17 protein-coding genes and 3 tRNA genes are annotated in these 25,572 nt (G+C 65.6%); 8 read left to right on the plus strand and 12 right to left on the minus strand.

Annotated features, from left to right (window positions below; all coding sequences use genetic code 11):
- Positions 1–21 precede the first annotated feature (21 nt).
- The 3 genes from F7R26_RS12090 to F7R26_RS12100 form a co-directional block, all read right to left on the minus strand.
- On the minus strand, positions 22–3,639 hold the full coding sequence (locus F7R26_RS12090; RefSeq protein WP_150983338.1) for a UvrD-helicase domain-containing protein: 3,618 nt from the start codon (positions 3,637–3,639) through the stop codon (positions 22–24).
- Positions 3,636–6,557, minus strand: a complete 2,922-nt coding sequence (locus F7R26_RS12095) for a PD-(D/E)XK nuclease family protein (RefSeq protein WP_150983337.1) — start codon at positions 6,555–6,557, stop codon at positions 3,636–3,638. Before F7R26_RS12095 ends, F7R26_RS12090 begins: the two co-directional genes overlap by 4 nt.
- 117 nt (positions 6,558–6,674) lie before the next feature.
- Positions 6,675–6,941 (minus strand): hypothetical protein, encoded by a 267-nt coding sequence (locus F7R26_RS12100; protein WP_150983336.1) that lies wholly within the window; start codon positions 6,939–6,941, stop codon positions 6,675–6,677.
- A gap of 531 nt (positions 6,942–7,472) precedes the next feature.
- On the opposite strand from F7R26_RS12100, the gene trxA reads away from it, so the two are divergent.
- The 6 genes from trxA to F7R26_RS12130 all read left to right on the plus strand — a co-directional run bounded on the left by trxA (position 7,473) and on the right by F7R26_RS12130 (position 14,068).
- Complete coding sequence (trxA, locus tag F7R26_RS12105) at positions 7,473–7,799, plus strand: thioredoxin TrxA (protein WP_010814265.1); 327 nt, start codon at positions 7,473–7,475, stop codon at positions 7,797–7,799.
- A gap of 188 nt (positions 7,800–7,987) precedes the next feature.
- On the plus strand, positions 7,988–9,250 hold the full coding sequence (gene rho / locus F7R26_RS12110) for a transcription termination factor Rho (RefSeq protein WP_043347534.1): 1,263 nt from the start codon (positions 7,988–7,990) through the stop codon (positions 9,248–9,250).
- Positions 9,251–9,354: 104 nt separating this feature from the next.
- Positions 9,355–10,209 (plus strand): M90 family metallopeptidase, encoded by an 855-nt coding sequence (locus tag F7R26_RS12115; RefSeq protein WP_150983335.1) that lies wholly within the window; start codon positions 9,355–9,357, stop codon positions 10,207–10,209.
- A 243-nt stretch (positions 10,210–10,452) separates the two neighbouring features.
- Complete coding sequence (locus F7R26_RS12120) at positions 10,453–10,716, plus strand: type B 50S ribosomal protein L31 (protein WP_006157720.1); 264 nt, start codon at positions 10,453–10,455, stop codon at positions 10,714–10,716.
- A gap of 187 nt (positions 10,717–10,903) precedes the next feature.
- Positions 10,904–12,691, plus strand: a complete 1,788-nt coding sequence (locus F7R26_RS12125; RefSeq protein ID WP_150983334.1) for an ArnT family glycosyltransferase — start codon at positions 10,904–10,906, stop codon at positions 12,689–12,691.
- Positions 12,692–12,715: 24 nt separating this feature from the next.
- Positions 12,716–14,068: an MATE family efflux transporter gene (locus F7R26_RS12130; RefSeq protein WP_150983333.1), complete on the plus strand. Its 1,353-nt coding sequence runs from the start codon at positions 12,716–12,718 to the stop codon at positions 14,066–14,068.
- A 251-nt stretch (positions 14,069–14,319) separates the two neighbouring features.
- On the opposite strand, the gene F7R26_RS12135 is transcribed toward F7R26_RS12130, so the two are convergent.
- The 4 genes from F7R26_RS12135 to gltX form a co-directional block, all read right to left on the minus strand.
- Positions 14,320–14,396, minus strand: a tRNA-Asp gene (locus tag F7R26_RS12135).
- A gap of 68 nt (positions 14,397–14,464) precedes the next feature.
- Positions 14,465–14,540 (minus strand) — tRNA-Glu (locus F7R26_RS12140).
- Between the two features lie 109 nt (positions 14,541–14,649).
- A tRNA-Ala gene (locus tag F7R26_RS12145) sits at positions 14,650–14,725 on the minus strand.
- A 281-nt stretch (positions 14,726–15,006) separates the two neighbouring features.
- A complete protein-coding gene (gltX, locus tag F7R26_RS12150) occupies positions 15,007–16,413 on the minus strand; it encodes a glutamate--tRNA ligase (RefSeq protein ID WP_150983332.1) in 1,407 nt (468 codons plus the stop codon).
- A gap of 249 nt (positions 16,414–16,662) precedes the next feature.
- Here gltX and F7R26_RS12155 point away from each other — a divergent pair, with 249 nt between their 5' ends.
- The gene (locus F7R26_RS12155; RefSeq protein ID WP_150983331.1) at positions 16,663–17,613 is read left to right on the plus strand and encodes a patatin-like phospholipase family protein; all 951 of its coding nucleotides are present in this window, start codon (positions 16,663–16,665) and stop codon (positions 17,611–17,613) included.
- Positions 17,614–17,691: 78 nt separating this feature from the next.
- Here the strand turns inward: F7R26_RS12155 and F7R26_RS12160 are convergent, their stop codons facing one another.
- The 5 genes from F7R26_RS12160 to F7R26_RS12180 all read right to left on the minus strand — a co-directional run bounded on the left by F7R26_RS12160 (position 17,692) and on the right by F7R26_RS12180 (position 24,482).
- Positions 17,692–18,378: a C40 family peptidase gene (locus F7R26_RS12160; RefSeq protein ID WP_150983330.1), complete on the minus strand. Its 687-nt coding sequence runs from the start codon at positions 18,376–18,378 to the stop codon at positions 17,692–17,694.
- Between the two features lie 286 nt (positions 18,379–18,664).
- Positions 18,665–20,305, minus strand: a complete 1,641-nt coding sequence (locus F7R26_RS12165) for an ABC transporter ATP-binding protein (protein ID WP_150983362.1) — start codon at positions 20,303–20,305, stop codon at positions 18,665–18,667.
- Positions 20,306–20,406: 101 nt separating this feature from the next.
- A complete protein-coding gene (locus tag F7R26_RS12170) occupies positions 20,407–21,534 on the minus strand; it encodes an ABC transporter permease (RefSeq protein WP_150983329.1) in 1,128 nt (375 codons plus the stop codon).
- The gene (locus F7R26_RS12175) at positions 21,531–22,583 is read right to left on the minus strand and encodes a microcin C ABC transporter permease YejB (RefSeq protein ID WP_150983328.1); all 1,053 of its coding nucleotides are present in this window, start codon (positions 22,581–22,583) and stop codon (positions 21,531–21,533) included. Before F7R26_RS12175 ends, F7R26_RS12170 begins: the two co-directional genes overlap by 4 nt.
- Positions 22,584–22,601: 18 nt before the next feature.
- A complete protein-coding gene (locus F7R26_RS12180) occupies positions 22,602–24,482 on the minus strand; it encodes an extracellular solute-binding protein (protein ID WP_150983327.1) in 1,881 nt (626 codons plus the stop codon).
- Between the two features lie 238 nt (positions 24,483–24,720).
- Here F7R26_RS12180 and fabI point away from each other — a divergent pair, with 238 nt between their 5' ends.
- A complete protein-coding gene (gene fabI, locus F7R26_RS12185) occupies positions 24,721–25,509 on the plus strand; it encodes an enoyl-ACP reductase FabI (protein WP_150983326.1) in 789 nt (262 codons plus the stop codon).
- Positions 25,510–25,572 lie beyond the last annotated feature (63 nt).

The following is a 25,572-nucleotide window of genomic DNA, read 5'->3' on the forward strand; positions in this document are numbered from 1 at the left end:
TTTCCATGATCCAGGACTCGCCTAAAACAGCGTGCCCTGGCGCGACGTTCGCAGCGCATCCGCCGCAATCCACTCCCCGTCGGCCGTGGCCACGCCGGCCTCGACCCGCCGCCCGGGGAACATGGGCCTGACCGCTGCCACATAGCCCGCGAGCTGTTGCGCGTAGGCCGCGTGCTCCTGCGGCAGCAGCCGCAGCTTGTAATCGATGATCACCACCCGATCGGCAAACTCCACCAGGCGGTCGATCCGCAGCAGGCGGCCACGCGCATCGTAAAGCTCGACCTCGTTGCGGGCGCTGAGCGCGCCCTGCGGGAACAGCAACGGCCGCAATGCCGGCGCCTCAAGCATCAGCCGTGCGCCCTCGACCGCGGCATACGCCTGGTCCCGCCACAGCGTGCGCGCCTGCGCCGTACCGGCGCCCGCCAGCGGGAACCAGCGCATCACCACCTCGGGCGTGGGCAAGCCCTCGAACGCCTCCGGGTAGCGCGTCACGCGTTCCAGCAGCGCGTGCAGCAGTTCGCCATGGCGCGCCGCGTCGGCATCGAACACGATGGTGTGGTCGCCGTCCTCGCCCGTGGCGGCGCCCTGCTCCGCTTCCTCGTCCTCCCACGCCAGCACCGGCGCCAGGCTCTCGGCCGCCTCACGGTAACGTTGGCGAAAATCGGTGAAGCGCACGCGTGCATCGTGGCCGGCGGCGGCATCCGCCACGTCCTGCGCCGTCGCCGCCGGAAACGGCTCGACTTCCACGCCGACGCCGGCCGCAAGCAGCCGCGCATACCAGCTACCGGCAATCTCGCGGTTGCCCTCGGCGCTATCGGCGCTGCGCGACGCGCGCCCCTTGACGCCGCTCACCAGCAAGCCCTGGCGCGCGCGCGTCATCGCCACATAGAGCAGGTTCCAGTTCTCGCGCTCGGCCAAGGCGGCCTCAGCCTCGAACAACGGCGCGCGAGCGAGCCCGCGCGTGCTGCGCTTGCCATAGGCGGAAAAATGCACCGGCACGCTTGAGGACGGCGGCCAGTCGATCAGGATGCCGCTCCGGTCCGCGGCGGCGTCGCTGTGGTTGGCGTCCAGCAGCACGACGAACGGAGCCTCCAGCCCCTTGGCGGCGTGCACGGTGAGGATGTGGACCGCGTCCAGCGTATTGTCGGTGGCGTCGTCGGCATCGGCCTCGCCTTCCGCGTCTTCGGCGCTATCGGCCATGCCGCCTTCATCCGGGCTTTCGCCTTCTTCGCCGCGCCGGATTTCCTGCAACTCATCGATGAACTTGGGCAGGCTCGGGTAGCGCCCGCCATCGAGGTCGAGCGAGAGCTTGAGGAAGGCATCGAGGTTGGCCAGTACCTGGTCGCGGATCTCGGCCGGCGCGGCCTCGGCGTAGCGCCGGCGCACTTCGCCGCCATGGTAGATGTGGTCGATCAGGTCATGCACCGGGCGATGCGGCGCCACCTCCAGCCAGTGGCGCAGGCGCGCGACGCCATCGCGCAGTGCCGGGCTGCCGAACTCGGGCAGGCCCTGCTCCCGCAGGCAGGCCCACCAGCCTGGCCGCGGCTCGCGCGCCTGGGCCATCTGCGCGATGGCGATCAGGTCCTCGTCGGTCGCGCCCACCAGCGGGCTCTTGAGCACATGGGCCAGGTCCAGGTCAGACTCCGGCGTCATCAGGAACGCCAGCAGCGCGGACAGGTCGAGCGCTTCCAGCGTAGCCAGCAAACCGCCGCGGCGCGGGCTCAGGCAGGGAATGCCGGCCTCGCGGAAGGCGCGCTCGTACTCCGCCAGATGCGTCTTGCGGCGCACCAGCAAGTGCACATCGCTCCAGCGCGCGGGCCGCGGGCCATCGCTGTCGGCAACCGGCACCGTGGCGCGGACATGCTTTAGCCAGGCCGCCACGCGCCGGCCCTCTTCGAGCCGCAGCGAATCGCCTTCGTGCTGGCGCGGCTGCGTCAGCGTATCGCGGTGGGTGGCAGGGTCCCGCTCTGCCTCCTCGTCATCGCTAGCCGCATCGTCTTGCGGTGCCGGCTCCGCCTCGGGCTCGACCAGTGGCAACAGCCACACCGGGCCGCCGGGCTCGTCCAGCGCGGTCGTCTGCGTCTCGAACAGCGGATAGCGCCCGTCGGCGCGCGCGGTGTCGAACACCGCGTTGACCCAATCGAGCACTTCCGGGCAGTTACGGCGGGTGCGGTTGGTCCGCAGCACCGTGGCGCCGAAACCCGACTGCAGCATCTCGCCGGCGGTCTGGAACAGGCGCGCATCGGCGCGGCGGAAGCGATAGATCGATTGCTTGGGGTCGCCCACCAGGAATACCGTGGGCCGCTCGCCCAGGCCTGCGTAGCCGGCCAGCCAGCCCTGCAGGATGCGCCATTGCAGCGGGTTGGTATCCTGGAACTCGTCGAGCAACAGGTGGCGGTAGCGCGCATCAAGCCGGACCTGCAGGTAGGTCGCGGTCTCTTCGTCGCGCATCAGCCGCGCGGCCAGCCATTCGAGGTCGGCGAAGTCCATCGCGCGCTGCTCGGACTTATGGTGCTGGTAGCGCGTCAGCAGCGCATCGCCGAGTTCGTACAGCGCCAGGTTGACCGCCAGCACCGCGGCCTCGCAGCGGCGTTGCGCGACCTGCTCCAACGCGGCGCACATGTCGCCGTGCTCGGCAAGGAACGCATCGACCATCGCCTCACCACCGAGCGCCTTGGTCAGCGCCGTGGTGGCGCGTAGCGAACGCGGCTTGCCGGCGGCGGTAAAAAACGCGTCACGCAATATCGCGAAGGTGCGCTCGGCGGGCTCGCCCCCTTCGGAGCCTGCCTCGCGCCAGGCGCGGATCGCCAGGATCGCATCGGCCAGGCGCGTAGCGTGAGCCTGCTCGGTCTTGCCGCCCCGGCCCAGTTGCGACGCCATGCCCTGGCAAGCGTCAAGCCAGCCGTCATCGGCCAGCACTTCCAGCAGCACGTCGACCTGGGCATCCTCGCCCAGGTCCGCGGCGAGCGCCTCGGCGGGATCGGCGTTTTCACGGAACGCAAACCACTCGCTGCGCGCATGGAACATGGCGTCGAGCAAGGCCCGCGCCTGGAACTCGCCGATGGCATCCACCAGCCGCTCGAAGGCGGCGCGCAGGTTGGCATACGGCGGCGTGGCCAGGGCCTGCCAGAACGGCGCCCAGGCCTCGCGCTTCATGCGCAGTGCGTCTTCGCGCAGCGTGGCGCCCGGCACGATGCCCGACGCCAGCGGCGCGCCGCGCAGCAGCGTGCCAAACCAGCCGTGGAAGGTATCGATGGCCATGCGCCCGGGCGCGGCCAGCACCTGCGCATGCAGGCCGCGCGCGCGCGGCAGCGCGGCGCGTGCGGCATCGGGCGACAGCCCGCGCTGCGTGAGCGCGGCGATCACCGCCTCGTCATCGTCGCGCGCGAGCTGCGCGAGCACTTCCAGCAAGCGCTCGCGCATTTCCTCCGCGGCCTTGCGCGTGAAGGTGATGGCGAGAATCTCGTGCGGCGCCGCGCCGGCCAGCAGCAGGCGCAGCAGGCGCGCCACCAGCAGCCAGGTCTTGCCGCTGCCCGCGCAAGCCTCGACCACCACGGAGCTGGCGGGGTCGCAGGCCGCGCGCGTGAACTCGGCCTCGGCCACCGGCTGGCCATCGCGCAGATAGGCGTGGATGCTCATGCGCGGCCTCCGATCCCCGGCGGCAACGCCGTGCTTTCCCAGAAGCCCTTGCGGCACAGGCCGCGGGCGGTGCAGTAGGTGCATGCGCTGGCGTCCCCGAAGGCCGGCAGCGGCGCATCCTGGCGCAGGCGCATCACGTCGCTGCGCAGTTGTTGTTCGAGCCACGCCACTGCGGCGTCAAAGTCCGGCAGGCTCACTTCGCGCTGGGGCGCCGGCGGCCCGTCCTTCGCGCCTTCGAGCGCCACCCAGCTGCCAGCGGCAACGTCGGCGCGCAGCAATCCATAAAACGGCAACTGGCAATCCTCTTCCACGTCCCCGACCTTGCGCTTCAAGCGCAGCACGGTCTGGGTCTTGTAATCAAGTACCGCGCGGCTGCCATCGCGCGCGCGATCGAGCCGGTCGATGCGTCCATTGACGCGCAGCGGCTGGCCGTCGGGCATGGGCAGGTCGACCGTGGCATCAAGCTCACCATCGTCCCAGAACCAGCCTTGCGCCTCGCGTTCCGCCTGCCATGCCACGTAGGACGGCAGCACTTCGCACCAGCGGCGGTAGTAGCCGATGGCGTTGCCGTCTTCCTTCATCAGCGCGCCGAACTCGTGATCGGAAATCTCGCGCAGGCGCGCCAGGCGAGCATCTTCACGGCGCAAGCCGTCCTGCGAGGCTTCGCGGTGGTAACGCAGCAGCACGCGGTGCAACAGCTCGCCGATGTCGCGTTTTTCCAGGTCGTCGCTGACGACTTCCAGCCCCGCCAGCCCGAGCATGCGGCTGGCAAAAAACTGGTAGGGACAGCGGCGCAGCATGTTGTACGCCTGCGCGCTCCAGCGCGCAGGCACCAGCTCCGATGCCGCCGGCGCGGGCATGCCGCCCACCTCGGCGAAGGTCTCGTGCAGCACCGCCTGCGCGCTCGCCTCGATCGGCGCGCCCGCGCGCGCGCACAGCGCGCTGAGCCGCTCGATCCAGCCTGACACATGCTTGGGCTCGCCACGCGCGCCAAGGCGCTGCCAGGTGAGCACCACGTCGTCGTTGTTCAGCAGGACCTCGGCCAGGTCGCGCGCCTGCTGGGCGAAGCGCACCTCGCGGTCTTCCAGTGCCAGCTCGCGCCGCATCTGGTTGGAGAAGAACATCAGCTCGGCCGCGCTGGAGGGAAGCTGCGTGTCGTCACACCCCACCACCACGACCCCATCGAAGCGGCGCATGCGCGCGCCGTTAAGCGGCAGGATGGTGATGCGCGCGGCGCCGCTGGCCGAGGGCTCCTTGTAGGCAACCGACTCAAGCAAGGCTGACAGCATGGAGCGGAATTCGCCGAGATCGAGCGTGGCGCCCGCCCCCGTCTCGTCCTGCGGCAGGTCGGCAAGACGCGCCAGCGCATCGAGCATTTGTGTGCCCGCATCGTCGGCAGACAATGCCTCGCGCATGCCGAGCACATCCAGCGTGGCATCGAGGCGCTCCAGCCAGGTCGAGACCGGATGCTGCGCGTTGCCGCGCGGCCAGGCGCCCGCTTCGGCCGCAAGGTGCTGCACCAACTCGCAAGCGGCCTGCCGGGCGGCGCGGCGCGCGGCGTCTTGCGCGGCCTCGTCTTGCGCGGCGTCGCCGGCATTGCTATCGCCGCTGGCCTGGTCGGCCGTATCAGGACGAAAGCGCTGCTGCAAGCGGCGCCAGCCGCCCGTGATGCCGTCGCGCCGGATCTGCCGCTCCAGCGCGGCAATGGCCTCGCCGCGCAACGCAAAGCCTGGCAGGCAAAACGGGCTCTTCAGCAGGTCGAGCAGGGCCGAGGTATCGCCGTCCTGGTTGAGCAGGTCGAACCACCGCATCAGCGCAGCCGCGGCTCGCGTGGTCGAGAGCTTCCAGCCGGTTTCGTCGCGCACCGGCGCGCCGGCCCGCGCCAGCAACGCGCGCGCGCGCCGCGCTACCACGCGATCGTGCGCCACCAGCGCCACGTGGCGGCGGCCTTCGTTGAGCCACTGCACCAGCTGCTCGGCGGCAGCGCTGGCCTCGTCCTCGAAGCGCGCGCTGCCGATCACGCGCACGCGCGGGCGCTCGGCCAGCAGGCTACGTGGCGCGCGGCGCGCGGCGGCTTCGTTCGCGCCAGGCAGCCGCGCTTCGGGCCACAGTGCCAGCAAGGTGTCGTACCAGTCGAGCCCCCCGTCCTCATCACCCGAATCGGCATCGAGCGCACTGCTCGGCGCCTGCGCGGTCCAGTCGTAGCCGATGCGGATCACCGGCACGAGCTCGGCGGCCTGCCGCAGGAACGCTTCCTCGATCGGCTGGGGCGGCGTTGGCCCGAGCCAGATGACCGGGCCGTCCAGATGCTGGGCCAGCCGGTGCAGCGCGCGCCGGCGCGCGGGCAGCGGATCGTCCGGGCCGGACAAGGCTTGCCAGAAGGCCATCACGATGCGGGCTTCCTCACCGAGGAAGCGGGAGGACAGATGCGCGTAGGTCCGCTCCAGCGCGCCTTGCAGCAGGGCCGCGCGATCGTCCCCGTCGACGTCTTCATCGCGGATGGCGTCATCGTCGAGCCAGCGTGCGCTCAGTTCGTCGCTGATGGCGAGCAGCGTCTGCGCCAGCCCCCACGCCGCGGCCTCGGTCTGCGCGCCAAATGCCCGCCGCAGCCAGTCCTGCGCGCGGATGGCCTGCTGCACGGCCAGCAGCCGCGCCGCATGGCTGCGCACCGGGATCGGGTCGGGCGGCAGGTCGAGCAGCCAGTGGCCAATGGTGACGACCCGCGGCAGCAGCCGCGGCTTGCCTGCCGCGCGCGCGGCGGCATCCAGCGCCTGGCGCACGCCGGGGATCTGCGCAGCGGTGGGCACCACCACATGCGCGGCGGCTTGCTGCTCCCCGCAATGGTCGAGGAAATACCAGGCCGCGGCGGCGGCCTGCGGCAGGAAGTCGGGGCCGGGACGAAATTGCAGCGAGGTCATGAAGCGAGAGTAACGGCCGGATCGGATGCCATGGCGACCAGGCTCGCGGTGGTCACCGCGCGCAGCCAGTCATCGCGCACGGGATGCGCGAAAAACGCGGGAATAACCGGTGAGCCCTCAGTGGCTGCCGGCCTCCAGGCGCGAGCGGATTTCGCGCGCGGTCTCCAGCAGGCCCTGATAGCCGGAGCGTGCGTGCTCTGGCAGGTCGGGATCGCCCACCAGCGTGCCCAGGGTCTCGATGACGCTGTAAAGGAGGCCCTTGGCCGCGCCACCGGCAATGCTCTCCTGCTCGACCGCGGCATTGATGTGATCCAGCGCGTCGCTCAAGTGTTCCACTTCGGGGGGTTGCTGCGGATCCGGCTTGGAAGGGGTGTCTGGCGTCATGGTCTGTAGCCTTGTCTGTTGCGCGGGAAGGCGCCGGGCCGAGGCCGGGCGCGTGATTCTATTCTACGCGCCCGGGGGCGCCGCGCGACCTTTGCATCGCATTGGATTGCGTTTGCGCAAAGCCCTCGCGCCGCGTGCCGCAGCAGAAGTGGCGTTACCCATAAGTCACACGTCGGGCGCCTCCCGGCGAATTCCGGCGCGGCTCCCGATTGATAAAAGCTCTTGCGCCGATTAATACAATGATCCCACCAGGCTTGGCTTCGCGGGCAGAATGGCGTTACACGCAGCCGCATCGGCCGGGTTTCATCGCCGCGTACGGCAGCGCACCGTGAGGTTGATGAGCAGGGTATTGAATTCCCATCAACTGGTAATATATGAGCAACATCCCGCCAATCGTGGCTGTCCCGTCGCTCGGGACAAGTCCGCACCGGGTAAGGCGCGTGCCTACAGGTATGCGCAAACTCGTGTAAGGTAGCGGTTCGGCAAATCCCGCCTTCAAATTAATCAGAGCGAAACCAGAGGTTTTCCGCCATGAGTGAACAAATCAAGTATGTGAGCGACGCCTCCTTCGACGCAGACGTGCTCCAGTCCGACAAGCCTGTCCTGCTCGACTTCTGGGCAGAATGGTGCGGTCCTTGCAAGATGATCGCCCCGATCCTGGACGAAGTGGCCAAGGACTACGGCGACAAGCTGCAGATCGCAAAGATCAACGTCGATGAGAACCAGCAAGTGCCGGCCAAGTTCGGCATTCGCGGCATCCCCACGCTGATCCTGTTCAAGAATGGCGCGGTTGCCGCGCAAAAGGTCGGCGCGCTGTCCAAGTCGCAACTGACCGCATTCCTCGACGGCAATCTGTAATACGCCGACCCGGGGCGCGGCGCCATCAGGCGCCCCCCCGGTGTAGCCACAATCCGACGTGCGTGCGCCTTCCCTGGCGCACCGTCCGGATTGTGCTAAGATGGCATCAACAACTTCCCCGAGCGTTCGCTCATTTCCTCCCCCTCCTTTAGGTCCAGCCCGTCCGGGCGCCTCTGTACCCCTCGTCTATGCACCTGACAGAACTCAAATCGCTTCACGTGTCTGCGCTTCTCGAAATGGCCGCGACCCTCGAGATCGACAACGCACAACGGATGCGCAAACAGGAGTTGATGTTTGCGATCCTGAAGAAGCGCGCCAAGCTGGGCGAAATCATCTTTGGTGACGGCACCCTGGAAGTCCTGCCTGACGGCTTCGGCTTCCTGCGCTCGCCCGAGACCTCCTACCTGGCAAGCACGGACGACATCTACATCAGCCCTTCGCAGATCCGCCGCTTCAACCTGCATACCGGCGACACGATCGAGGGCGAAGTACGGACCCCCAAGGACGGCGAGCGCTATTTCGCGCTGGTGAAGGTGGACAAGGTCAATGGTCAAGCGCCTGAAGCGGTCAAGAACCGCATCATGTTCGAGAACCTGACGCCGCTGCACCCGAACCGGCCGCTGACGCTGGAGCGCGAAATCCGCGCCGAGGAAAACATCACCGGCCGAATCATCGACATGATCGCGCCGATCGGCCGTGGCCAGCGCGCCCTGCTGGTGTCCTCGCCCAAGTCCGGCAAGACCGTGATGCTGCAGCACATCGCCCACGCGATTGCGAACAACCATCCGGAAGCGGACCTGTTCGTGCTGCTGATCGACGAACGCCCGGAAGAAGTGACCGAAATGATGCGCTCGGTGCGCGGTGAAGTGGTGGCGTCGACCTTCGACGAACCCGCCATCCGCCACGTGCAGGTCGCTGAAATGGTGATCGAAAAGGCCAAGCGCCTGGTCGAACTCAAGCGCGACGTGGTGATCCTGCTGGACTCGATCACCCGCCTGGCACGTGCCTATAACACGGTAGTGCCGGCCTCGGGCAAGGTACTGACCGGTGGTGTGGACGCCAACGCGCTGCAACGCCCCAAGCGCTTCTTCGGCGCTGCGCGCAACCTGGAAGAAGGCGGCTCGCTGACCATCATCGCCACTGCGCTGATCGAAACCGGCAGCCGCATGGACGACGTGATCTACGAAGAGTTCAAGGGCACCGGCAACATGGAAGTGCACCTGGAACGCCGCCTGGCGGAAAAGCGCGTCTATCCGTCGATCAACCTGAACAAGTCCGGCACGCGCCGCGAAGAACTGCTGATCAAGCCCGAGATCCTGCAAAAGGTCTGGGTGCTGCGCAAGTTCATCTCGGACATGGACGAAGTGCAGGCCATGGAGTTCATTCTCGACAAGATGAAGGCGACCAAGAACAACGCCGAGTTTTTCGATATGATGCGCAGAGGCGGCTGATCGTTCGCTATGCCGCGCGCTGCGGTTCGCGCGCTGGCAATGCACTGGAAGGGCGTGCCTCGGCGCGCCCTTTTGCATTTCCGCCCTGTGCCTGCAGGAGTCCCATGTTCGGCCGACTGAGCCACTTCCTGCGTGCGCGCTCGCGCGTGCGCAAACTCGAACACTACGCCATTCCCGACGCGCTGTGGGCGCACACGGTGGCCACACTGCCGTTCGTGCAGCGTTATGGCGCCGCCGACCTCGCCGCCTTGCGCGAACTCGCCACGCTGTTCATCGCCGACAAGGAATACTCAACCGCGCACGACCTGCCGCTCACCGACGAGATGGTGACGAGCGTCGCGCTGCAAGCCTGCGTGCCCATTCTCAAGCTGGGCATCGAGTGGTATCGCGGGTGGCGCGGCATCGTGCTCTACCCCGGCGAATTCGTCATCCGCCGTACCGTCGAGGATGAAATCGGGCTGGTGCATGGCGTGGTAGAGGAAGCCAGTGGTGAAGCCTGGGAACACGGGCCGGTCATCCTCTCCTGGCCTGACGTGCAGACGCCCGGCGCCGGACTGAATGCACGGCATGCCCACCACCCCGATGACACCTACAACGTAGTCATCCACGAGTTCGCCCACAAGCTCGACATGCTCGACGGCGAGCCGGACGGCGTGCCGCCCTTCTCACGCGTGCTCCATCCGGGCATCGACCGCGAGCAATGGGCCGAGTCCTTCCTCACCGAGTACGACCGCTTCGCGGACGCCTGCGAGCAGCAGTCCGACCATGCCTGGGACCATCCGGAACGGCTGCCGCCGGCGCTGCGGGTGATCGACCCATATGGCTGCGAGGCGCCGAGCGAGTTCTTCGCGGTGGCCTCCGAGACCTTCTTTGTCGAGCCGGCCGGCCTGCGCAGGCACTGGCCGGTCCTCTATGATTCGCTCGCGGCGTTCTATCGCCAGGATCCGGCCTCGATGTGATCGAAAATCAACCTTTCGGCACCCTCGGCCGCCTTGCGCATCGCGCACTCAAAACTTGCCCAGCTTTTTGTTTTTCTGCGATAATCCCGGATTGTCCGTTATCGGCAAGTGGTTCGTTCGCCGCAACGCTGCCAGTGCAATCAGCGCATCCAGCTTCTGGTGCTTTTCTTAGCGCTTTTGGCAATGGCAGCAGCAGCAGCACGGCAAACAACGGACTGGCTACCCAACCTGAAAGGAAACACCATGAAAGAAGGCATTCACCCGAATTATCGCGAAGTCGTATTCCTCGACGTGTCGAACGACTTCAGCTTTGTGACCCGCTCGACCATCCAGACGCGCGACACGATCACCCGCGACGGCAAGGAATACCCCCTGGCCAAGATCGAAGTGTCGTCGGAATCGCACCCGTTCTACACCGGCACCCAGAAGATCATGGACACGGCCGGCCGCGTCGAGAAGTTCCGCCAGAAGTTCGGCAGCAAGCTGAACAAGCTCACCGCGAAGTAATTCGCCGCGAGCCCGCTCGCTGCATGGCCTCGGACAAGATGCTCCGGCGCCGCGCACCCAAGCAAAGAGGCAGCATCGGCTGCCTCTTTGCTTTTGCAGCCTCCGCGCGATCGGCACCAGCCGGCGCCCTGTGGACGCAGCTAACCGGGAGCGCCCCGCCCCGGCGGCCCCCAAGACCCACCAATCAATGAGCGCAGCCAAGACTTCCCGTGTCCACCTGACCGCAGCCGCCACCGGTACGCTCCCGCGCGCACTGTTGCTGGCCATCTGCATCATCTACGGCCTGGCTGGCCTGTTCGGCCGCGACCCGTGGAAAAACGAGGATGCGGCCGGCTTCGGCGTGATGTGGCAACTGGCCACCGGCGGCACCCAGGACTGGCTGATGCCCAATATCGTGGGCCGCCCTTACGGCGAAGACGGCCCGCTGGTGTTCTGGGTTGGCGCCCTGATGATCCGCCTGTTTGGCGGCTGGCTCGGCGCGCCGGACGCGTCGCGCATCGCCACGGCACTCTTTTACTTTGGCACCTGCTCACTGATCTGGTACGCGACCTACCTGCTCGGCCGACGCGCCGAGGTGCAGCCTTTCGCCTATGTCTTCGGCGGCCAGCCCAACGCGCGCGACTACGGCCGCACGCTGGCCGACGGCGCCCTGCTGATCTTCCTGGCCTGCGTAGGCCTGGCCATGCGCGGCCACGAAACCACGCCACAGGTTGGGCAGGTTTGCTTTGTCGCCATGAGCCTGTATGGCATGGTGCGCAGCCTGGACAAGCCAATCCAGGGCGGCATCTGGCTGGGCGTCGGGCTGGGTGCGCTGACCCTGTCCAGCGGGCCGGTCATCCCGCTGGTCTTGCTCGCGTCCGTCATCATCTGCGGCCTGGCCTGCAAGCCCCTGCCCCTGCCGCGCGTGCTGCTGGCCAGCGTGCCGCTGGCGCTGGCGCTGGTGGCCGCCTGGATGGCCGCCGCCTACTTCGGCGCGACCGACCACAACGACGCCGTGACCTTTATCCGCGAGTGGTCGCGCTACGATCGCCGCACCTACGGCGCGCCGAACGCCGCTGCGCTCAACTTCATCGCGCGCAACCTGCTGCTGTTTACCTGGCCGGTGTGGCCAATTGCCTGCTGGGCCTGGCTGAGCTGGTCGGGCATGCGCCGTGCGCCGCATGTGGCGCTGCCACTGGCGATGCTGCTGCCGCCGCTGCTGCTGCTGTTTCTGCTGCGTGCGCCGGGCGACGTACAGTTCATCCTGCTGCTGCCGCCGATGGCCGTGCTTGCCGCGTTCGGGTTGCCGACGCTCACGCGCGCCGCCATCAACGCGATCGACTGGTTCGCCCTGCTGTTCTTCACCATCTTCGGCGGCTTCGTCTGGTTCATGTGGATCGCCAGGACGACGGGCCAGCCGCCGCGCGTCGCCGCCAATATCTATCGACTGCTGCCGGGCTTCCAGCAAGACTTCACAGTCAGCGCGATCATCTATGCGCTGCTGGTGACGGCAGCCTGGATTCTGATCGTGCGCTGGCGCCTGTCGCGCGCGCCTAAGCAGATCTGGCGCCCGGTGGTGATCTCGGCCGCCGGCACCACGCTGATGTGGGTGCTGGCCATGACGCTGTGGATGCCATCGATCAACTACGGCAAGACCTATCGCGACGTGGCCCAGGCCGCCTCGATGGCGCTGCCCACGGCATATAACTGCGTGCAGCCGATTCGCATGGGCGACGCGCAGCTGGCTTCGTTTGCCTATTTCGGCCATATCCGCTTTGGCGGCCCGGATGACGGCTGCGACGTCCTGCTGCGCCACGACCCCGTCGACTACGGCGAACCTACCAGCATCTCGCACTTTGAATGGCGCCTGATCTGGGAAGGCCGACGCCCCTCCGATCGCGACGAGCGCTTTCGCATGTATCGCCTGGTCGATATGTCCCGGGTCGCGCCACCCCGTCCCAGCCTGCCCGGACGCCGGCTGCCAAGCCACCCCTGACGTGGCGGCGCCACGCCTGCCCGCATGAACATGTTCCACGATATCCGCCGCATTGCCGTGCTGGCCGCGCCGGTCCTGGTCGGCCAGCTTGCGGTGATCGCCTTTGGCGTGATCGACACCATCATGGCCGGGCGAGCCTCTGCCATCGACCTGGCCGCCGTGGGGCTGGGCGGGTCCATCTACATCACGGTCTACATCAGCTTGATGGGCGTGCTGCAGGCGCTGGCGCCAATCGCCGGTCAGCTCCATGGCGCCGGGCGCGCGGCGGAAATTGGCAGCGAGGTCAGGCAGGCCGCCTGGCTCGGACTGGCACTGGCCATCCCCGGCATGTTGCTGCTGCTGTTCCCCGGCCCGCTGCTGGAGTTTGCCCAGGCACCGCCGGAGCTGGTCGAAAAGGCAACGCACTACCTGCATATCCAGGCGTTTGGCTTGCCGGCCGCACTGGGCTTTCGCATCTACTCCGCGCTCAACAACGCCTTGTCGCGCCCGGTCATGGTGACGGTACTGCAGCTCGTGGGGCTGGTGGTAAAGATTCCGCTCAATGCCTGGTTCATTGACGGTGGCTTCGGCCTGGCGCCGATGGGCGGGCCGGGCTGCGCGCTGGCCTCGGCGCTGATCAGCTGGATCTGGTGCATCTCCGGCATCCTGATCCTGCGGCGCAACACGGCCTACCGCCCGCTGCAGATCTTTTCCAGCTGGGCGTGGCCGCAAGCGCGGCCGATCCGCGCACTGCTGCGCCTGGGCGTGCCGATGGGGCTCACCTACCTGATCGAGATCACCTCGTTCACGTTGATGTCGATCTTCATCACGCGTATGGGCACCGTGGTGCTGGCTGGCCACCAGATCATCGCCAACCTGGGGGCCGTGGCCTATATGTTGCCGCTGTCGCTGGCGATTGCCACCTCCACGCTGGTGGCACAGTCCATCGGCGCGCGCGATCAGGACAGCGCACGCCGCATTGCCCGCCGCGGCATCTGCCTGGCAGCTACGCTGGCGATCATGGTCGGCGGCCTGCTGTGGATCCTGCGGGAACCGCTGCTGCATGCCTACGCCAAGGATCCGGCAGTGGTACGCGCCGCCCTTCCGCTCATGTTGTTCATCGCCTTCTACCAGGCATTCGACGCGGTCCAGGTCATGACGGCATTCATCCTGCGCGCCTACAAGATCGCACTGGTGCCGACCCTGATCTACGCGGTGTCTCTCTGGGGAATCGGCCTGGGGGGCGGCTACGTGCTGGGCTTTGGCCTGATCGATGCCTTGCCCGCCTTCACGCGGGGAGCCGCGGGGTTCTGGCTGGCTAACAGCATCAGCCTGGCCATCGCCGGCTCGCTGCTGGTGCGCTACTTCGTCACAGTCAGCCGGCGCCGTACAAGCTGAGCAAGCCCGGAACGCGTAGCGGATGGATTATCTCCCCTGCGACAAGGGCATATGGCCGGACAAGCGCAGACCACAGCCAGCCGAACGCCATAATGCCTGCCCGGCGAGCAGGCGAAGCCCGACATAATGGCGCTGCACCACCGTGTGCGAGCCGAATCAAATAGCGGGGATTATCGGAAACTGCCCGAGCAAATGCCGGACAGCACAGCAAAAGAAAAAACCCGCATGGCATAACCATGCGGGTTTAGTTTTGGCGGAGTGGACGGGACTCGAACCCGCGACCCCCGGCGTGACAGGCCGGTATTCTAACCAACTGAACTACCACTCCATACTCTTACATATCATCGACAGCAATGCTTTCGACGACAAACCGAACGTTTGGTTACGTTCGTTATTTGGCGTCCCCAAGGGGATTCGAACCCCTGTACTCACCGTGAAAGGGTGATGTCCTAGGCCTCTAGACGATGGGGACAGAAACTTGTCTTTCGACTTATTCCGTCTGACACCATGAATACTTAACAACAATATTTTCACGGCACCCTGGAAATCCCGATTTACCACACTCGAAACTTCCGGCATTTTGGTGGAGCTAAGCGGGATCGAACCGCTGACCTCTTGCATGCCATGCAAGCGCTCTCCCAGCTGAGCTATAGCCCCATGGTACTACGTTGCCGCTTACTTCTTTTTACTACCACTGCTTTCGCAGTGTTTCGCGTTTGTTTCTTCGTTTCAGCGAAGACAAGATTATATAAACAACCTTGCTTTTTTGCAACCCCTTTTTTTAACTTTTTTCTGCGATCCGCATTACTGCGGGATTACTTCTTATCGCTTCCATCCGTTATGCCCGCTTGGTTTTTGTCCGCGCTGCAGGGAGAACAAGATTATGCTGAATTCCTGGCAGGAGCGCAAGCCCCTGTCAGGAATTTCTGCAAATTATTTCAGGCGAGCCCGGCCTGGATGCGGCGCAGCACCGTATCGCGCCCAAACAACTCCAGCACGGCATCGATGGCAGGCGTCTGCAACTGCCCTGCGACCAGCAGGCGGACCGGCATAGCCAGCTTGGGCATCTTCAGGCCAAACTCGGCCAACACCGCCTTGAAGGCCGCGCTGATCTCCTCGCGCTTCCACTCGGTGAGTGCCGCCAGCCGCGTGGCCAGGGCCTGCAGTGCCGGCAGGATGTCGGCGTTGAGGTGCTCTGCCTTGAGCGCCGGATCCGGCTGCGGCTCGCCGCGGTAGAACAGCAGCGCGGCCTGAGCCACGTCCTTCAGGGTATTGGCACGGTCCTTCACCAGCCCGATGACGCCCTCCAGGCTTGCGCCCTCCACCTTGCCGCCCAGCGCCTCGATGAACGGCTGGGTCAACCCGGCCAGGCGCGCGTTGTCGCCTACCTTGATGTAGTGGTTGTTCAGCCAGGCCAGCTTTTCCGGGTTGTACTGCGCCGGCGACTTGCCCAGGTGCTCCAGGTCAAACCATTCAACGAACTGCTCGCGCGAGAAGATCTCTGCGTCGCCATGTGCCCAGCCCAGGCGGGCCAGGTAGTTGAGGACGGCCTCGGGCAGATAGCCTTCGTCGCGGTAGCCGGTCACGGGCATGGCGCCATGGCGCTTGCTCATCTTCTCGCCCTGCTCGTTGAGCACGGTCGGCAAGTGAGCGTACACGGGGGCAACGCCGCCCAGCGCACGGATAATGTTGATCTGGCGCGGGGTGTTGTTGACGTGGTCGTCGCCGCGGATCACGTGGGTGATGCGCATGTCGAGATCGTCGACGACCACGCAGAAGTTATAGGTCGGCGTGCCGTCCGGGCGCGCGATCACCAGGTCGTCCAGCTCGTCGTTGGAGATTTCGATCCGGCCCTTGACCGCATCGTCCCAGACCACGCTGCCGCCAATCGGGTTCTTGAAGCGAATCACCGGCTGCACGCCGGCCGGCGGCGCCGGCAGGACCTTGCCCGGCTCGGGACGCCAGAACCCGTTGTAACGCGGCTTCTCGCCGCGCTCGCGCTGCGCGTCGCGCAGAGCGTCCAGCTCTTCGGTGCTCATGTAGCACGGATAGGCCAGCTCGCTGTCCAGCATCTGCTTGACCACCTCGCGATAGCGGTCCATGCGCTCCATCTGGTAGAACGGGCCTTCGTCGATATCGAGATCGAGCCAGGCCATGCCTTCCAGGATCACGTCCACCGATTCCTGCGACGAGCGCTCGACGTCCGTGTCCTCGATGCGCAGGATGAAATCGCCCTTCATGCGGCGCGCAAAGGCCCAGGGGTAGAGCGCGGAGCGGATATTGCCGAGGTGAATGAAGCCGGTCGGGCTCGGCGCGAAGCGGGTGCGGACGCGTTGTTGTGTCATAGAGGAATGAAACAAAAAAGCCCGCGCACGAATGCGCGCAGGCCTGGGTGTAGGATCGCCGCATTATAGCAAGCAGGGCGCGGCATCCCGCCCCATCCGGCGCCGGGATGCCCGGCCGGGCGGAATCATTTATGCTCTGCCCGGTCTGAATGCTGTCGCGCGGGACGCGTGGCCGGCGCGGACGGCACATTCCTGCCGTCCGCGCCGCTAGCCGTGTCGAATGCGCCACTTCCCTTCCCTCGATTATCCATGCAACGACGCAATTTCCTTGGCGCCGGCGCGGCAGCACTGCTGGCCGCCTGCTCCTTTGGCCCCAAGCCGGGCACCCTCACCGCCGCACCGGAAACACCGGCCCTGCCGTCCGTGGTGCCCGTGGTGCCACCTCGCCCCATCAGGATCGGCCTCGCGCTTGGCGGCGGCGCCGCGCGCGGCTTCGCCCATATCGGCGTGATCAAGGCACTGGAGGCACAAGGCATCCACCCGGACCTTGTTACCGGCACCAGCGCGGGCGCGGTGGTCGCAGCGCTCTATGCCTCGGGCATGAGCGGCTTCCAGCTTAACAAGCTGGCGCTGACGATGGACGAAGCCGCCATCGCCGACTGGGCCCTGCCCTTCGGCACCCGTTTCGGCGGCTGGCTCAAGGGCGAGGCGCTGCAGAACTATGTGAACAAGCTGGTCGCCAATCGCCCCATCGAGTCCATGAAACTGCCGCTGGGCATCGTCGCCACCGATCTCAAGACCGGCCAGGGCATCCTGTTCCGGCGCGGCAACACGGGCCAGGCGGTGCGCGCGTCGAGTAGCGTACCGGGGGTGTTCCAGCCGGTCTCGATCCAGGGACACGACTACGTGGACGGCGGCCTGGTCGAGCCCGTGCCGGTGGACTCTGCGCGCACCATGGGCGCGGACTTCGTGATTGCCGTGAATATCTCCGCCGAGCCTTCCAGCCAGAAAAGCAATGGCCAGAGCGGGGTATTGCTGCAGACCACCGCCATCATGGGGCAGTCGATCAGCAAAATGGCGCTGGCGCGAGCCGACATTGTGATCCGCCCCGACCTGCCGGACATGGGCGGCAGCGACTTCAACTCGCGCAACCGTGCCATCCTGGCCGGCGAGCAAGCCGCCGCCGCCGTGATGGCGAGCCTGCGCGACAAGCTCGCCCAGGCTCGACTGCGGCCTGCCGGAACGGTAGCCGCGCAGTAAGGGCAAAGCACAAACGAAAAAAGGACTGCGTGGCAGTCCTTTTTTCTTGACTGGCGCGGACCCGGGTCCGCGAGCCGATCAGCCGCCGTAGAGCGGGCGGTTGACTGCATTCGGATCGAAACGCTTCAGGGTCTCGACCATATTGCCAAGGTTGTTGGCGCTGCCGCTGTCCTGCGGCGCGTCGTCGATTCGGCGCGCACCGTTATAGCGCGTCACCCAATATGAGGCACGCATGTCGTCGACGCGGATCTTGCTGCCGGTGGACGGTGCGTGCACGAACTTGTTGTCGCCAATATAGATGCCAACATGCGAGAAGGTGTGGCGCATGGTGTTGAAGAACACCAGGTCGCCGGGGCGCAGGTCGTTGGATGCCACGGTCGTGCCGACCTGGCTCATCTCGACCGAGCGGCGCGGCAGCACGAAGCCAAAGGTGTCATTGAACACGTAGCGAACGAAGCCGCTGCAGTCCAGGCCCGATTCGGGGCTGTTGCCACCGAAGCGGTAGCGCACGCCAATCAGCCCGAGGGCATTCATGACCAGGTCGCCAGCCTTGCTGGCCACATGGCTGGTGGAATTCATGACCGAAGAGAGCAAGCCACGCTTGCCTTCCGGATGTGGGTCCGCACTCAGTTCGGTACGTGCATCGATGCGGGCGTCGGGATCCTTGAACACCGTATCAGCCAGCACTCCATTCGATAGAGTGGCACCGCAGGCAATGGCAATTCCTACGGCGCCGCGCGCCAGGGAATGAAGCATTCGCTGCATTGGTTCTCCTGATGAATCGTTCTTGACCGGCCCCGGGAAAACGCACCGGGCGGGCTTGAAATCAATGGGATGACTCGCACGCAAAAAGCAGACCAAGTGATGCAAACCACTCGCCACATGCATAAGCGACGCGCGAACCACCCCCGAAAATAGTTCTCGCCGGATGGTATAAGGTTGTCATCCACATGTCAAAGTTCGTTACAAAATTCAAATAAAACGCTTTGCAATCAAGGCCATACGACGAAAGTCGCAGATGCTTTCTCGGTTTGATTATGTCAACCGCAGGTCAATCGGGTGACACCCTGAGTTCGACCGCACCAATTTGTGGCGGCGTCGGATCGCTTGCACCAATTTCGGCCGCGATCATGAGTTTGCGGGTGTATGCGTGCTGCGGCGCACCCAGCACGGTCTCGGTATCGCCCGCCTCGACCACCTCGCCGGACTTCATCACGATGACGCGGTGCGCCATGGCGCGAATCACCGCCAGGTCGTGGCTGATGAAGAGATAGCTCAGGTTGTACTTGCGCTGCAATTGTGTCAGGAGCGCCAGCACCTGCTGCTGGATGGACACGTCGAGCGCCGAGGTGGGTTCGTCGAGCACCAGCACCTGCGGCTTGAGGATCAGCACGCGCGCAATGGCAACGCGCTGGCGCTGGCCACCCGAGAACTCGTGCGGATACCGCCCCAGGGCCGTGCGGTCCATGCCTACCTCTCGCAGCGCCTCGGTGACGCGCTGGCGCATGGCATCGCGCGACAAGCCAGGCTGGTGCAGGGCAAGGCCCTCCCCCACGATCTGCTCGATGGTCATGCGCGGCGACAACGAGCCGAACGGGTCCTGGAACACCACCTGCAGGCGCGAGCGCAAGGTGCTGCGCTCGCGCCGCGAGACCTCGTCCAGGCTCTTGCCCAGGAACTGGATATCCCCGGCGCTGCGGCGCTGCAAGTTCAGCACGGCATGGGCCAACGTGGTCTTGCCGGAGCCCGATTCGCCCACGATGCCGATGGTCTCGCCCTCGCGCAGCGCGAAATTCACGTCCTTGACGGCGGCAAACTGGTCGCGGCCAAACCATCCGGCCAGGCCGCGGCGCTTGCGCGCATAGTTCACGCACAAGCCGCGCGCCTCCAGCAACACGGGGGCTAGCGGCACCAGCGGCAGCACCTCACGCCGCGGCCGGCTGTCGATCAGCTTACGGGTATAGGGATGCTGGGGCGCCGCGAATACCGCGGCGGTCTCGCCCACCTCGACCAGCACGCCTTTCTCCATCACCCCCACCCGCTGGGCAAAGGCCCGGACCAGGTTGAGGTCGTGCGTGATCAGCATCACGGCCATGCCGAACTCCGCCTGCAGGTCGCGCAGCAACTCCAGGATCTGCACCCGGATGGTCACGTCCAGCGCCGTGGTGGGCTCGTCGGCCAGCAGCAGCTTGGGCCGGCAGGCAAGCGCCATGGCGATCATGGCGCGCTGGCGCTGGCCGCCCGAAAGCTGGTGGGGAAAGCTGTCGAAACGGTGCGCCGCGTCGCTGATGCCCGTGCGCTCGAGCAGCGCGATGGCGCGCTCGCGCGCCGCGCGCCGGTCCAGGCCCTCATGCAGCGCCAGCGTCTCCACGATCTGGTTGCCGATCGTGTAGAGCGGGTTGAGCGCGGTCATCGGCTCCTGGAAGATCATGGCGATGTCGGCGCCGCGGATGCCACGCATCTCGCGCTCCGACACCTTGAGCAAGTCGCGCCCCTCGAAACGCACCGAGCCCTGGTAGCGCGCGTCCTCCACCAGGCGCAGCATGGCCAGCGCAGTGACCGTCTTGCCCGAGCCTGACTCGCCCACCAGCGCGAAGCGCTCGCCGGCGCGCAGGTCGAAGCTGACATCGCGCACCGCCCGGGTGGCATCCTCGCCATGGCCGAAGGTAACTGACAAGCGCTCGATGCACATCAGCGGGCCGGTGGCATCCCCCTTGGCTTGCGCGGGTTGCGTTGGGTCGTTGGCGCTGGCTTGCGTGGCCCGTGTGGACTGCGTGGCTTGTTGCATTGCGCTCATGACACCGCCTCGGCCGCGGGAGAGCCTTCTGGCGCCTTCGGCTCAACACGGCCGCGCAGCTGGGCCAGGCCCAGGCGCGTATCAAAGGCATCGCGCAGCGCGTCACCCATGAACGTCAGCAGCAGCAGCGTCACCACCAGTACGGCAAAGGTCGACAAGGAAATCCACCAGGCATCGAGGTTGGCCTTGCCTTGCGCCAGCAGCTCGCCCAGGCTCGGCGTGGTGGGTGGCACGCCAAGGCCGAGGAAGTCGAGGCTGGTCAGGGCCAGGATGGCTGCACTCATGCGAAATGGCAGGAAGGTGATGACCGGTGTCAGGCTGTTGGGAAGAATATGGCGCCACATGATCTGTACATTGGACAGTCCCAGCGCCCGCGCCGCCTTGACGTAATCGAGCGAGCGGTTGCGATAGAACTCAGCGCGCACGTAGTCCGACAAACCCATCCAGCCGAACAGCGAAAGCAGGATAATCAGCAGCGCCAGGCTCGGCGTGAAGATGGACGCGAAGATGATCAGCAGGTAGAGCTCGGGCATCGAACTCCAGATCTCGATGGCGCGCTGCGAGATCAGGTCGAAGCGCCCGCCGAAGAAACCCATCAGTGCGCCCGTCAAGGTGCCGATCACCACGCCGATCAACGTCAGCGCCAGGCTGAACAGCACCGAGACGCGGAACCCATAGAGCAGCCGTGCCAGCACGTCGCGCCCGCGGTCATCGGTGCCTAGCCAGTTCTCCGCGGAAGGCGGCGCCGGATTTGGCTCCTTGGAGAAATAGTTGATCGAGTCGTACGAGTACCGGTTGGGCGGAAAGATGGCGAAATTGCCGTTGCTGGTGATGCGGTCGCGGATAAACGGATCGAGATAGTCAGCCTTGGTGGGAAAGTCCCCGTCGAAAGTGCTCTCGGCGTAAGTCTTGACAATGGGGAAATACCACTCGCCCTTGTACTTCACCACCAGCGGCCGGTCGCTGGACAAGGTCTCGGCGACCATGCTCAGCAGGAAAATGGCGACGAAGAGGATCAGGCTCCAGTAGCCCAGGCGATTGCGGCGAAAGCGCTGCCAGGCGCGCTGGCGCGGCGACAGGGAATGCGGCAGCCCGTTGGGAAGCGTGCGCGAGCTGAATTTCATCGGTGCACCGCCTCGAAGTGAATGCGCGGGTCGACCATCACATAGCAAACGTCAGAGATCAGCCGCGTCACCAGGCCGATCAAGGTGAACAGGTAGAGCGTGCCCAGCACGACAGGATAGTCCCGCCGCAGCACCGCCTCGTAGGACAGCAGGCCAAGCCCGTCGAGCGAAAACAAGGTTTCGATCAGCAGGGAGCCAGTAAAGAAAGCGCCGATGAAGGCCGCCGGGAAACCGGTCACGAGCGGAATCAGCGCGTTACGGAAGACGTGTTTCCAAAGCACGCGCCGCTCCGCCAGCCCCTTGGCGCGGGCGGTCAGGACGTACTGCTTGCGGATCTCCTCCAGGAACGCGTTCTTGGTCAGCATGGTGACGACCGCGAAGCTGCCCACCACCGAGGCGGTGATCGGCAGCACGAGGTGCCACAGGTAATCCATCACCTTGCCCATCAGCGTGAGCTGGTCCCAGTTGTCCGACGTGAGGCCGCGCAAGGGGAACCACTGCACAAAGGTGCCGCCTCCGAACAGCACCAGCAGCAACACGCCCAGCACGAAGCCTGGTATGGCATAGCCCACCAGCACCACCATGCTGGTCACGACGTCGAAGCGGCTGCCCGCCCGGATCGCCTTGGATATGCCGAGCGGCACCGATATCAGGTAGGTCAGGAAAAAGGTCCATAGCCCCAGGCTGACCGAGACCGGCATCTTCGACTTCACCAGCTCCCACACACTGCGGTGCTGGAAATAGCTCTGCCCGAGGTCAAACTGGGCGAAGCGCTTGAGCATCATGAAATAGCGCTCCAGCGGCGGCTTGTCGAAGCCATACAAGGCCTGGATTTCCTTGATCTTGTCGGGGTCCACGCCGCGCCGGCCGCGATACTCCGCGCCGCCGCCGCTGGCCTCCCCGCCACCGCCACCCCGCCCCTTGAGCTCCAGCATCATTTGTTCGACCGGGCCTCCCGGCACGAACTGGATCACCGCGAACGTCAGGGTAATGACGCCGAGCAGGGTCGGGATCATCAACAGTACGCGCTTGAGCAGATAGGCGAGCATCTTGTTTCCTCGTCGCGCTTATTGAGCGGCGGGCCGGGCATCGGCACGCCACCAGTTGCTCAGTATCCAGCCTTCCGCCGTGTAGTAGTACGGCAGGCGCTGCGGATAGACCAGCTCTTTTCGGTATGCCACCCGATGCGACGCGCTATACCAGTTGGGCACAATGTAGTAGCCGTGCATCAGCACGCGGTCCAGCGCGCGCCCGGCATTGACCAGCTCTTCGCGAGTATGGGCATGCAGGACATTGTCCACCAAGCGGTCGATCGCCGGCGATTTCAGGCCGAACAGATTGTCGGACCCGGGCGTGCCCGCCGCCTCGCTGTTGAAGCGGTCGCGCAGCTCGTTGCCCGGGCTCTGCGAATCCGGGAAACGGATCGACACCATGTCGAAATCGAAGTCTTCCAGCCGTTTCTGGTACAGCGCGAAATCGGTGGTGCGCTGGTTCACCTCGATCCCCAGCTTCTCCAGGTTGCGCACGTAGGTGGTGATGACGCGGCTCATGGCACCGCCGTCGTCCAGGAACTCGAAGACAAAGGGCTCGCCCTTGGCATTGCGCAGCGCACCATCCGCGTAGGTCCAGCCGGCCTGGGCCAGCAACCGGCGCGCGTCGCGCAGGTTGTCGCGCAGCGAACGGGGCGGATTGGTGGTGGGCATCGCCACGATGGGGCCAAATACCTCGGGTGCCAGCTGCGCGCGCAGCGGCTCCAGCAGTTCCAGCTCGCCGGGACCGGGACGGCCGTCGAACGTGGCACTGGCGGCCAGCTCACTGTTGGAGAACCAGCTATCGAGGCGGCGATACGCGCCATAGAACAGCTGGCGATTGAGCCACTCGAAATCCAGCGCCAAGATCAGGGCCTGCCGCACCCGCACGTCCTGGAACATCGGCTTGCGCATGTTCATGACGAAGCCTTGCATGCCGGCTCCGTTGCGGTGCGGAAAATCAGTCTTGAGCAACTCGCCATTGGAAAAGCGCTTGCCCTCGTAGCTCTTGGCCCAGCTCTTGGCCTTGTACTCGACGATGGCGTCGAACTCACCAGCCTTGAAGGCTTCGAGCTTGGCGGTCTCGTCCTTGTACAGGCGATAGACCACCCGGTCGAAGTTGAAGGTGCCGCGGCGCACCGCCAGGTCCTTGCCCCAGTATGACGGATCGCGCTTGAAGGTGATGCCACGCCCGGCATCGTAGCGCTCGATCAGGTAGGGCCCGCTGGCCACCGGATCCTCGAAGGTCAGCTTGTCAAACGGCACCGTGGCGGTCCATTTCTTGGAGAACACCGGCAAGGAGCCAACGATCAGCGGCAGCTCGATGTTGCGCTGCCTGAAATCGAACCGTACCGTGCGCGAATCCACCACCGTGACGGCTTTCACGTCAGTGCACATGCTGCGGTAGCCAGGGCTGGATGCCTTGCTCATCAGCATGTCGTAGGAGTATTTGACGTCGCCTGCCAGCACCGGATCTCCGTTGCTGAAACGCGCCTGCGGCCGGATGTGGAAGGTAACGGACAGTTCGTCCGGCGCCACGGTCACGTCATCCGCCAGCAAGCCATAGGCGCTGGCGGTTTCATCGCTGCTGGCAATCAGCAGTGACTCGAACATCAGCGTGTTCACGCCCGGGGCGGAGGTACCCTTGAGCGTGAACGGGTTGAATTTGTCGAAGCTGGTGCGGCGGTCCGGATTGGCGAGCGTCAGCGTGCCGCCGCGTGGCGCGTCCGGGTTGGCGTAGTCGAAATGGGTGAAATCGGCGGGATACTTGAGGCCGCCATACTGTGCGAAGCCATGGGCGGCTTCGACCGACAAGGGAAAACCCGCGGTACACAGGGCTACTAATCCACAGCCCAGCGCCGCAAATGTGCGGAAGCGCTGCCATGCCGCCTGAAGCGGTCTACGTGCGCGAATATACATCCGGTTTGGGTCCTCCACCTGAATCGGATCGTCCGCAGCCTTCGGCGGCGCGGTCAAGTTATGAGACAATTTTACATGGGTTCGGCTGGCATCCAGCCATCCGGACATTCCAGTACGCGGCACCGTTGTTTTGCCGGTCGTCAGCCTGCTGCAAAGCAGCCGCCGCGCGGTGCGCGCCGCAACCCGGACGCCGTCGCACGAACCGTGCCCGTCCACCTCGAACATCATTGGAGAAGTTATGGGATTTCTCGCAGGTAAGCGAATCCTGATCACCGGCTTGCTGTCCAATCGCTCGATCGCCTACGGCATCGCAACAGCCTGCAAGCGCGAAGGCGCCGAACTCGCCTTCACTTATGTCGGCGAACGGTTCAAGGACCGCATCAACGACTTTGCCAAGGAATTCGACAGCAGCCTGGTGTTCGAATGCGACGTTGGCAACGACGAACAGATTGCTGCCACCTTCGCCGGGCTCGGCCAGAGCTGGGACAAGCTCGATGGCCTGGTGCACTCGATCGGCTTCGCGCCGCGCGAGGCCATCGCCGGTGACTTCCTGGAAGGCCTCTCGCGCGAGTCCTTCCGTGTGGCGCACGACATCTCCGCCTACAGCTTCCCCGCCCTCGCCAAGGCCGCGTTGCCCATGCTGTCCGACAAGGCCTCGCTGCTGACGCTGACCTACCTCGGCGCGGAGCGCGTGGTCCCGAACTACAACACCATGGGCCTGGCCAAGGCATCGCTGGAAGCCAGCGTGCGCTACCTGGCCGCATCGGTGGGCCCGCGCGGCATTCGTGCCAACGGCATTTCCGCCGGCCCGATCAAGACCCTGGCCGCATCCGGCATCAAGGGCTTCGGCAAGCTGCTGGGCCACATCGAGGAGGCAGCGCCGCTGCGCCGCAATGTGACCATCGACGAGGTCGGCAACGTGGCCGCTTTCCTGCTGTCGGACCTGTCCAGCGGCGTGACCGGGGAGATCACCTACGTGGACGCCGGCTTCAATACGGTCGGCGCGAGCCTGCCCGAAGAAGCGTAATACCGGCGCGGCCGCCTCTCACGGCCACCATCGCTAAAAAGGGGCGTGCGGCTTTGGCCGACG

This window comes from Cupriavidus basilensis (assembly GCF_008801925.2).
GTDB classification, from domain to species: Bacteria; Pseudomonadota; Gammaproteobacteria; order Burkholderiales; family Burkholderiaceae; genus Cupriavidus; species Cupriavidus basilensis.

Coding starts and splice junctions, on each gene's coding strand:
- F7R26_RS12090 (WP_150983338.1), bottom strand. CDS start 3,639: ATGAGCATCCACGCCTATCTGCGCGATGGCCAGCCGGTGGCCGAGGCC.
- F7R26_RS12095 (WP_150983337.1), bottom strand. CDS start 6,557: ATGACCTCGCTGCAATTTCGTCCCGGCCCCGACTTCCTGCCGCAGGCC.
- F7R26_RS12100 (WP_150983336.1), bottom strand. CDS start 6,941: ATGACGCCAGACACCCCTTCCAAGCCGGATCCGCAGCAACCCCCCGAA.
- trxA (WP_010814265.1), top strand. CDS start 7,473: ATGAGTGAACAAATCAAGTATGTGAGCGACGCCTCCTTCGACGCAGAC.
- rho (WP_043347534.1), top strand. CDS start 7,988: ATGCACCTGACAGAACTCAAATCGCTTCACGTGTCTGCGCTTCTCGAA.
- F7R26_RS12115 (WP_150983335.1), top strand. CDS start 9,355: ATGTTCGGCCGACTGAGCCACTTCCTGCGTGCGCGCTCGCGCGTGCGC.
- F7R26_RS12120 (WP_006157720.1), top strand. CDS start 10,453: ATGAAAGAAGGCATTCACCCGAATTATCGCGAAGTCGTATTCCTCGAC.
- F7R26_RS12125 (WP_150983334.1), top strand. CDS start 10,904: ATGAGCGCAGCCAAGACTTCCCGTGTCCACCTGACCGCAGCCGCCACC.
- F7R26_RS12130 (WP_150983333.1), top strand. CDS start 12,716: ATGAACATGTTCCACGATATCCGCCGCATTGCCGTGCTGGCCGCGCCG.
- gltX (WP_150983332.1), bottom strand. CDS start 16,413: ATGACACAACAACGCGTCCGCACCCGCTTCGCGCCGAGCCCGACCGGC.
- F7R26_RS12155 (WP_150983331.1), top strand. CDS start 16,663: ATGCAACGACGCAATTTCCTTGGCGCCGGCGCGGCAGCACTGCTGGCC.
- F7R26_RS12160 (WP_150983330.1), bottom strand. CDS start 18,378: ATGCAGCGAATGCTTCATTCCCTGGCGCGCGGCGCCGTAGGAATTGCC.
- F7R26_RS12165 (WP_150983362.1), bottom strand. CDS start 20,305: ATGTGCATCGAGCGCTTGTCAGTTACCTTCGGCCATGGCGAGGATGCC.
- F7R26_RS12170 (WP_150983329.1), bottom strand. CDS start 21,534: ATGAAATTCAGCTCGCGCACGCTTCCCAACGGGCTGCCGCATTCCCTG.
- F7R26_RS12175 (WP_150983328.1), bottom strand. CDS start 22,583: ATGCTCGCCTATCTGCTCAAGCGCGTACTGTTGATGATCCCGACCCTG.
- F7R26_RS12180 (WP_150983327.1), bottom strand. CDS start 24,482: ATGTATATTCGCGCACGTAGACCGCTTCAGGCGGCATGGCAGCGCTTC.
- fabI (WP_150983326.1), top strand. CDS start 24,721: ATGGGATTTCTCGCAGGTAAGCGAATCCTGATCACCGGCTTGCTGTCC.